This is a genomic window from uncultured Stenotrophomonas sp., from assembly GCF_963519125.1.
Classification (GTDB): Bacteria; Pseudomonadota; Gammaproteobacteria; order Xanthomonadales; family Xanthomonadaceae; genus Stenotrophomonas.
The window spans coordinates 1-6,681 of sequence record NZ_CAUQLJ010000050.1 but is presented as its reverse complement, the minus strand read 5'-3'; the positions used below and the strand labels follow the sequence as shown (position 1 = coordinate 6,681).

The following is a 6,681-nucleotide window of genomic DNA, read 5'->3' as shown; positions in this document are numbered from 1 at the left end:
CTCCCGACCGCCTGGTTCGTAGCCAGGTACTCTATCCAACTGAGCTACGGGCGCGTCAACAGGAGCGGAATTATGCGGATCGACGCCGCATCCGTCAACGTTTTTGTGAAGGACTTCATTCAAATGAATGAAAAAGCGCCTTCACCACGGCATCCGGCGACTTCATCCACGCAAAGTGATCGGCCCGTGCGCCAAGCGTATCGGCGGGCAACACCGACAGCGTCGCGGCGACCTGCGGCAGCTTGGCGAGCAGGCCCTGCATGGAGCCGGCAGGGGCGAACCAGTCGTCTGCCAGCACCACGGCGCTGGCCTGGCCGCGCAGCCGGCGCATGCCGCCTTCAAGGTCGGCGGTGATGCCCACGCCCGCGTAGTGGTTGCCGAGCCCGACGCGCGCCCAGTCGGCGATCAGTCCGCGCGCCTCGGTGCCGCCAAAGCCCAACCGGCGTCCGTGCAGCACGCCCTGGCGCTTGGCCAGCCACGGCAGGAAGCGGTACACCAGTGGCAGCAGCCAGCCGCGCGGAGCGGGGAACGTGCGCCAGTACGGGGTGCCGGTGGCGACCAGCCAGAACCGTGCAAACAGATCCGGATGCTGCCCGGCAAACACGCAGGCCAGCTGGCCGCCCAGGCTGTGCCCACCGATGATCAGCGGCGCGGTCCCGTGCAGCCGGATCGCCGCCAGGCTGGCCGGCAGGTCCTGTTCGAGGATCTCGCGGTAGCCCCAGTCGCGGTCGCGCGCGGGGCGGAGGCTGCTGCTGCCGTTGCCGCGCCACTCGTGCAGGAACACGGCGATGCCGTGTGCGGCCAGCGCCTCGGCAAACGGCTCGTAGTTGCGCGCCGACACGCCGAGCGCCGGCAGCCACAGCAGCTGCGCGCGCGGCTGCGTCGGGATCCGCGCGATGAGCTCGAAGTGGTGGCCGTCGGTGGTCTCTACTGGAACCCGGACGGAACGGGTCATGCCAACCGTCCCGCGCCGAAGTGGTCGAGCACCAGCACCGCACTGCGGCCGGGCGTGTAGCCGCCCTGCAGTGCGCGCGCGACGTAGTCGATGCCGGCCTCGCAGGCGTTGGGTAGCGAGAGTCCGCAGCACAGCTGGGCGGCAATGGCCGAGGCCAGCGTGCAGCCGGTGCCGTGCGCGTCCACCGGCAGGCGTGCGTGGATGAACTCCTCGCGGGTGACGCCGTCGAAGTAACGATCGATCACGCGCGCACCCTCGGGCAGGTGGCCGCCCTTGAGCAGTACCGCGCCCGCGCCCAGGTCGAGCAGCGCCGCAGCGGCATCCTCGGCCTCGTCGGCGGTTTCAATCGGGTGGCCCAGCAGCAGTTCGGCTTCGGGGATGTTCGGGGTCAGCAGCGTGGCCAGCGGCAGCAGCCGCGTGCGCAGCGCCTGCAGCGCGCTGTCCTCCAGCAGCTTCGCGCCGCTGGTGGCGACCATCACCGGGTCCACGATCACGTGGGTCGGCCGATGGCGCTGCAGGGCGTCGGCAACAAGCTCGATCACCTCCGCATTGGCCAGCATGCCCAGTTTGACCGCATGGATGTCGAAGTCCGCGAAGCACGCCTCGATCTGCGCCTGCAGGAAGTCCAGTGGCGGCACGTGCACTGCGGTGACCCCGCGCGTGTTCTGTGCGGTCAGTGCGGCAATTGCCGACAGGCCATGCACGCGGTGCGCGGCGAAGGCCTTCAGGTCGGACTGGATCCCGGCACCACCGCCGGAATCGGAGCCGGCGATGGTGAGGGCGGAAACAGGAGTCGATGGGCTCATGCCCCGATTGTGCCACGGGGTAGAGCCACGCCCTGCGTGGCTGCCTTCAGGGACCCTAAATCGACCCGTTGAACTGCACCTCGGAGAACTGGTTCGTGGCCGGGTCGAACACCGCGCCCCAGAACATGCGGCCGCCATCGCAGACGCGGATCGCCTCGCGCGAGGGATCCACGTCGCTGTGGTCGGGCAACCGGAAGGCGTTGAGGTAGATCACCTTGCGGCCTTCCATTTCGATGCCCACGTACTGGCGGTTGAAATCGGTGACGCCGGGAATCTGCGCGGCCAGCGTCGGCAGCTGCGCTTCCAGCTGCTCAACCTGCTGGCGGCTCGGTGCCCAGTAACCGGTGACCCGGCCCGGGGTCTGGCCCGGGCTGGGACGCGAGCAGGTGTCGAGCACCTGGGCGACGATCACCGGGCGGGTCACCACCCACGACTGGCCGGTCTTGACCGCGGTCGGCACCGTCGCGCCGGGACGCGTATTGGCAGGCGTGCAGGCCGCCGCCAGCGCGGCAAGCGCCAGCGGCAGTACGACACGGAACAGGGAACGGTTCACAACACCTCCGAAGCGTAGTCGGCCAGGCGCGAACGCTCGCCCCGGCGCAGCGTGATGTGTGCGCTGTGCGGCCAGTTCTTGAATCGGTCAACCGCGTAGGTCAGGCCCGAGGTGGTTTCGGTCAGGTACGGGGTGTCGATCTGTTCGACGTTGCCCAGGCAGACGATCTTGGTGCCGGGGCCGGCACGGGTGATCAGCGTTTTCATCTGCTTGGGGGTGAGGTTCTGCGCTTCGTCGAGGATCAGGTAACGCGACAGGAAGGTGCGGCCGCGCATGAAGTTCAGCGAGCGGATCTTGATCCGGCTGGCGATCAGGTCGTTGGTGGCCGCACGCCCCCACGCACCGCCTTCCTGGGTGTGGGTGAGCACTTCCAGGTTGTCGGTCAGCGCGCCCATCCACGGCGTCATCTTTTCTTCTTCGGTGCCGGGCAGGAAGCCGATGTCCTCGCCGACGCTGACCGTGGCGCGGGTCATGATGATCTCGCGGTAGCGCTGCTGGTCCATGGTCTGGGCCAGGCCGGCGGCCAGCGCCAGCAGGGTCTTGCCGGTACCTGCGGTGCCGAGCAGGGTGACGAAGTCGATCTCCGGGTCCATCAGCGCGTTGAGCGCGAAGTTCTGCTCGCGGTTGCGCGCGCTGATGCCCCACACAGCGTGGCTGCCGTGGCGGTAGTCGTTGACCAGCGACAGGATCACCTTGCCACTGGCGTCGACCTTGGCCACGCGCAGTTCGACTTCATCGTCGCCGGGCAGGTAGGCGTACTGGTTGGGGTGCCAGTCTTCGTCTTCGCTGGCATGGATCTCGTAGCTGGTGCGGCCCTTGTCGCTCCAGCTGCGCAGGTCGTCGGTGTGCTTCTTCCAGAAATCTTCCGGCAGCTCGGTGGCGCCGGTGTAGAGCAGGCTGAAATCGTCCAGCGCACGGTCGTTCTCGTAGTCTTCGGACACGATCCCGGCGATCGCCGCCTTGATCCGCAGGTTGATGTCCTTGGACACGAACACCACCGGAATCTCCGGGGTCTGTTCCTTCAGCGCAAGGATCGCGCCGAGGATGGCGTTGTCCGGAATCACCGCGCCGAAGCTCTTGCCGGCGTCGAAGTGGCTGGTCTGGAAGCGCAGCAGGCCTACGCTCTGCTTGCCGCGCAGCTGCAGCCCGTTGGGACGCTGCAGCGGAATGCCGTCGGCGAGGTTGTCCAGGCCCGAGGCCTGCACCAGCTCGTTGAGGAAGCGGCTCACCTGGCGGGCATTGCGGCTCGCTTCGGAGGTGCCCTTCTTGCCGTTGTCCAGCTCTTCGATCACCTGCATCGGCAGGTAGACATCATGCTCCTCGAACTTGAACAGCGCGGTTGGATCGTGCATCAGCACGTTGGTATCCAGTACGTAGATGCGCTTGCCTCGGGTCATCGTCATTTCCTGGTGGCAGAACAGGGACAAGCCATCACGGCCTGCGGGGCAGGGTGATGGCCATTGCGGGGTGCCGGGTTGGTCACTGGGTTTTCGCGGCCTTCAGGGCTTCAAGGACGGACTGCGCGTGGCCGGCGACTTTCACCTTGCGCCACAACTGCACGATACGACTGTCTGGAGAAATGAGGAAGGTGCTGCGTTCGATGCCGCGCACCTGCTTGCCGTACATGTTCTTCAGCTTGATGACGTCGAAGGCGGTGCATAGCGCTTCGTCGGCATCGCTGATGAGCGGGAAGGCGAAGCCCTGTTTCGCGCAGAAGTTGTCATGCGACTTCACCGAATCGCGCGATACGCCGAAGACGCGTGCGCCGGCGTGCTTGAACTCCGGCAGCAGGGCGTTGAAGTCGATGCCCTCGGTGGTGCACCCGGGGGTGCTGTCCTTGGGGTAGAAGTACAGCACCAGCCACTGACCGACCAATTCAGCGAGGGTGGTGTGCTCACCGCCGGACAGCGCCAGCGGGAGGGAAAGGGTGGTGCTGTCCAGGGTATCGCCGTTGTTCATGAGGTCCTTGCTTCGGAGCCTGAGTGACGCGTCTTACAACTGCATGAAACACCGCGCCCGGGTGACGGGCGCGCGAAGCCGTCAGAACTTCATCGGGTCCATGATCGCGTCCAGGTTCAGGTGGTCGCAGAATTCGAGGAAATCGTCGCGCAGCGCGGCGATGTGCATGTTGGCCGGCACGCCGATGGTTACCTGCGCCGAGAACATCTCCGCGCCGGTCTGCATCGCGCGGTAGCGGGTGCTCTGCAGGTTTTCGATGGTGATGCCCTGGCGGTCGAAGAAGTCGGCCAGCTGGAACAGGATGCCCGGCTTGTCGGCGGCAATCACTTCGACGATGTAGGGCAGCAGGTTGGACTGCGCCTGCTTGGCGCCGGTGCGGTACCACACCAGCTTCAGGCCTTCCTCGCGCTCGAGCCGGGTCAGCATCGCTTCGAGCTTTGCCACCGCGTCCCAGGAGCCGGTCGCCAGGGCGGTGACGGAGACGTCGCGGCCCACGGTGGACAGGCGGGCGTCGACCAGGTTGCAGCCGCTGTCGGCGATGCGCCGGGTGACGGGCAGCAGGGGAGACTCCGGATGCGTCGTGTAGGCGTTGATCAGGAGGTGGTTTTCGGTCGGCGCAGGCCGCGGCGTGGAGTCGGTCAAGGGGGTTCCGGTAATGCGGGGTGAGTCTGAACGGCGCCGAGGGCGGCGCGTTCGCCGGAGTCCAGCATACTTGCCCGCGCTTTCGACCCGCAAGTAACATGCAACGTACCTCCGGCCGCGGTTTTCCGCGGCCTTTGGCCCCCTTACTTCCGAGCATCGTTTCCTTGTCCCTTTCCGGTCTCATCACCGCGCTGGCCACGCCTTTCCAAGCCAATGGCGCATTGGATCCCGACGGTTGGCAGCGCCTGCTGCACCTGCAACTGGAGGGTGGCGTTCACGGGGTGGTGGTAGCCGGTTCGACCGGCGAAGCCGCGACCCTGTCCGATGACGAGTACGACCAGCTGCTGCGCAGCGCGGTCAAAACCGTAGCCGGGCGCATCCCGGTGCTGGCGGGTACCGGCCTGTCGGGAACGGCCAAAACGATCGCGCAGACCCGCCGTGCGGCGGCGAGTGGCGCCACGCATGCGTTGGTGGTGACCCCGCCGTACGTGCGCCCGACCCAGGCCGGCCTGCTGGCGCATTACCGCGCGGTGGCGGACCAGGGCGGCCTGCCGGTGATCCTGTACAACGTGCCGGGCCGCACCGGCTGCGACATGCTGCCGGAGACGGTGGCGGAGCTGGCGGCGCACCCGAACATCGTCGGGATCAAGGAAGCAGTGGGCGACATTGGTCGGGTCCAGGCCCTGCTGGCGCTGCGTTCGCCGGAATTTGCCATCCTCAGTGGTGACGACGGCACCGCTGCGCGCTCGATCCTGTCCGGGGTGGACGGGCTGATCTCGGTCGGTTCCAATGCGCTGCCGGGTGCCTACCGCCGCATGTGCGACCTGGCCGCGGCCGGCGAGCGCGAGGCCACCGAGGCCTGGGATGCACGCCTGGAGCCGTTCCACGAATTCTGCGGTGTGGAGTCCAACCCGATTCCGGTGAAGGACCTGCTGCGCCGTATCGGCATCGGGCACGGGCTGCGCCTGCCGCTGCTGCCGCTGTCGGCCGCCCACCACGCTGCCGCCGAACACCTGGCCACCGACATCGGTGCGCTTGAAGCCCTTTCCAGCCACTGAATACAGTGGCCTGACCCAGGAGATTCACATGCGTCAATCCGTTTCCGCCCTCCGCGTACTGTCGTTCGCGATCGTTGCCACCGCCACCCTGGTCGGCACCACCGGCTGCTTCAAGCGCGGTGCCCGCGGCGACTACGCCATGGCCCCGGAAGTGCGTCCGCTGGAAGTCCCGCCGGACCTGAACGCGCCGGGCAACAACCCGGCCGCGCAGGTGCCGGTGCTGGCCTCGCAGGCGGCCAAGCCGGCCCCGACCCAGGCCGCGGCCAACACCGCCGGTTTCACCGTTCCGGGCACCAAGGAAGAGGTGTTCGGCAAGGTCGGCACCGCACTGGAGTCCGTTGAAGGCGTGAAGATCGCCAGCAAGGCCCAGCTGCTGGGTTCCTTCGACGTGAACTACGAAGGCAGCGATTTCCTGGTCCGCGTGGTGGCCGTCGAAGCCGGCGCCTACATCTCGACCGTCGACCCGCGCGGCCTGCCGGCCACGGGCGCCGCCCCGACCAAGCTGCTGGGCGAGCTCAAGGCCAAGCTGGCGCAGTAATGCTTGCCGCGCCGGGCTCTTTGCCTGGCGCTTTTCCCTGATTGCATGCAATCACCTGGAGCCGGGCTTTGCCCGGCTTCATGCGTTTGGGCGAACAGCCGTTAGGTCCAGGGTATCCCTGGTCAGGGCCGTCGGGGGTGGGTTGGTGGGGGACGCCGTAAACCCATCCA

General features: G+C 67.2%; 8 protein-coding genes. 2 read left to right on the top strand and 6 right to left on the bottom strand.

Annotated elements, in window-relative coordinates; all coding sequences use genetic code 11:
- Positions 1-115: 115 nt before the first annotated feature.
- The 6 genes from RYM47_RS19625 to RYM47_RS19600 form a co-directional block, all read right to left on the bottom strand.
- Entirely contained in the window at positions 116-955 is an 840-nt protein-coding gene (locus RYM47_RS19625) for an alpha/beta fold hydrolase (protein WP_315390203.1), read from the bottom strand.
- Entirely contained in the window at positions 952-1,761 is an 810-nt protein-coding gene (gene thiD / locus RYM47_RS19620; protein ID WP_315390202.1) for a bifunctional hydroxymethylpyrimidine kinase/phosphomethylpyrimidine kinase, read from the bottom strand. The genes RYM47_RS19625 and thiD overlap by 4 nt, the downstream gene beginning before the upstream one ends.
- Positions 1,762-1,816: 55 nt before the next feature.
- Positions 1,817-2,287, bottom strand: a complete 471-nt coding sequence (locus RYM47_RS19615; RefSeq protein ID WP_315390205.1) for a hypothetical protein — start codon at positions 2,285-2,287, stop codon at positions 1,817-1,819.
- Positions 2,288-2,310: 23 nt separating this feature from the next.
- Positions 2,311-3,711, bottom strand: a complete 1,401-nt coding sequence (locus RYM47_RS19610; RefSeq protein WP_315390200.1) for a PhoH family protein — start codon at positions 3,709-3,711, stop codon at positions 2,311-2,313.
- A gap of 82 nt (positions 3,712-3,793) precedes the next feature.
- A complete protein-coding gene (locus tag RYM47_RS19605; RefSeq protein WP_315390198.1) occupies positions 3,794-4,273 on the bottom strand; it encodes a peroxiredoxin in 480 nt (159 codons plus the stop codon).
- Positions 4,274-4,354: 81 nt separating this feature from the next.
- Positions 4,355-4,915 (bottom strand): glycine cleavage system protein R, encoded by a 561-nt coding sequence (locus RYM47_RS19600; RefSeq protein ID WP_102945763.1) that lies wholly within the window; start codon positions 4,913-4,915, stop codon positions 4,355-4,357.
- A 164-nt stretch (positions 4,916-5,079) separates the two neighbouring features.
- On the opposite strand from RYM47_RS19600, the gene dapA reads away from it, so the two are divergent.
- On the top strand, positions 5,080-5,973 hold the full coding sequence (gene dapA / locus RYM47_RS19595) for a 4-hydroxy-tetrahydrodipicolinate synthase (RefSeq protein ID WP_315390195.1): 894 nt from the start codon (positions 5,080-5,082) through the stop codon (positions 5,971-5,973).
- 28 nt (positions 5,974-6,001) lie between these two features.
- Positions 6,002-6,511, top strand: coding sequence for a hypothetical protein (locus RYM47_RS19590; protein WP_315390194.1), 510 nt, complete (start codon positions 6,002-6,004; stop codon positions 6,509-6,511).
- Positions 6,512-6,681: the final 170 nt, after the last annotated feature.

Bases quoted from the DNA above. Each gene is read 5' to 3' on its own strand.
- RYM47_RS19625 (WP_315390203.1), bottom strand. From the start codon at position 955: ATGACCCGTTCCGTCCGGGTTCCAGTAGAGACCACCGACGGCCACCAC.
- thiD (WP_315390202.1), bottom strand. From the start codon at position 1,761: ATGAGCCCATCGACTCCTGTTTCCGCCCTCACCATCGCCGGCTCCGAT.
- RYM47_RS19610 (WP_315390200.1), bottom strand. From the start codon at position 3,711: ATGACCCGAGGCAAGCGCATCTACGTACTGGATACCAACGTGCTGATG.
- RYM47_RS19605 (WP_315390198.1), bottom strand. From the start codon at position 4,273: ATGAACAACGGCGATACCCTGGACAGCACCACCCTTTCCCTCCCGCTG.
- RYM47_RS19590 (WP_315390194.1), top strand. From the start codon at position 6,002: ATGCGTCAATCCGTTTCCGCCCTCCGCGTACTGTCGTTCGCGATCGTT.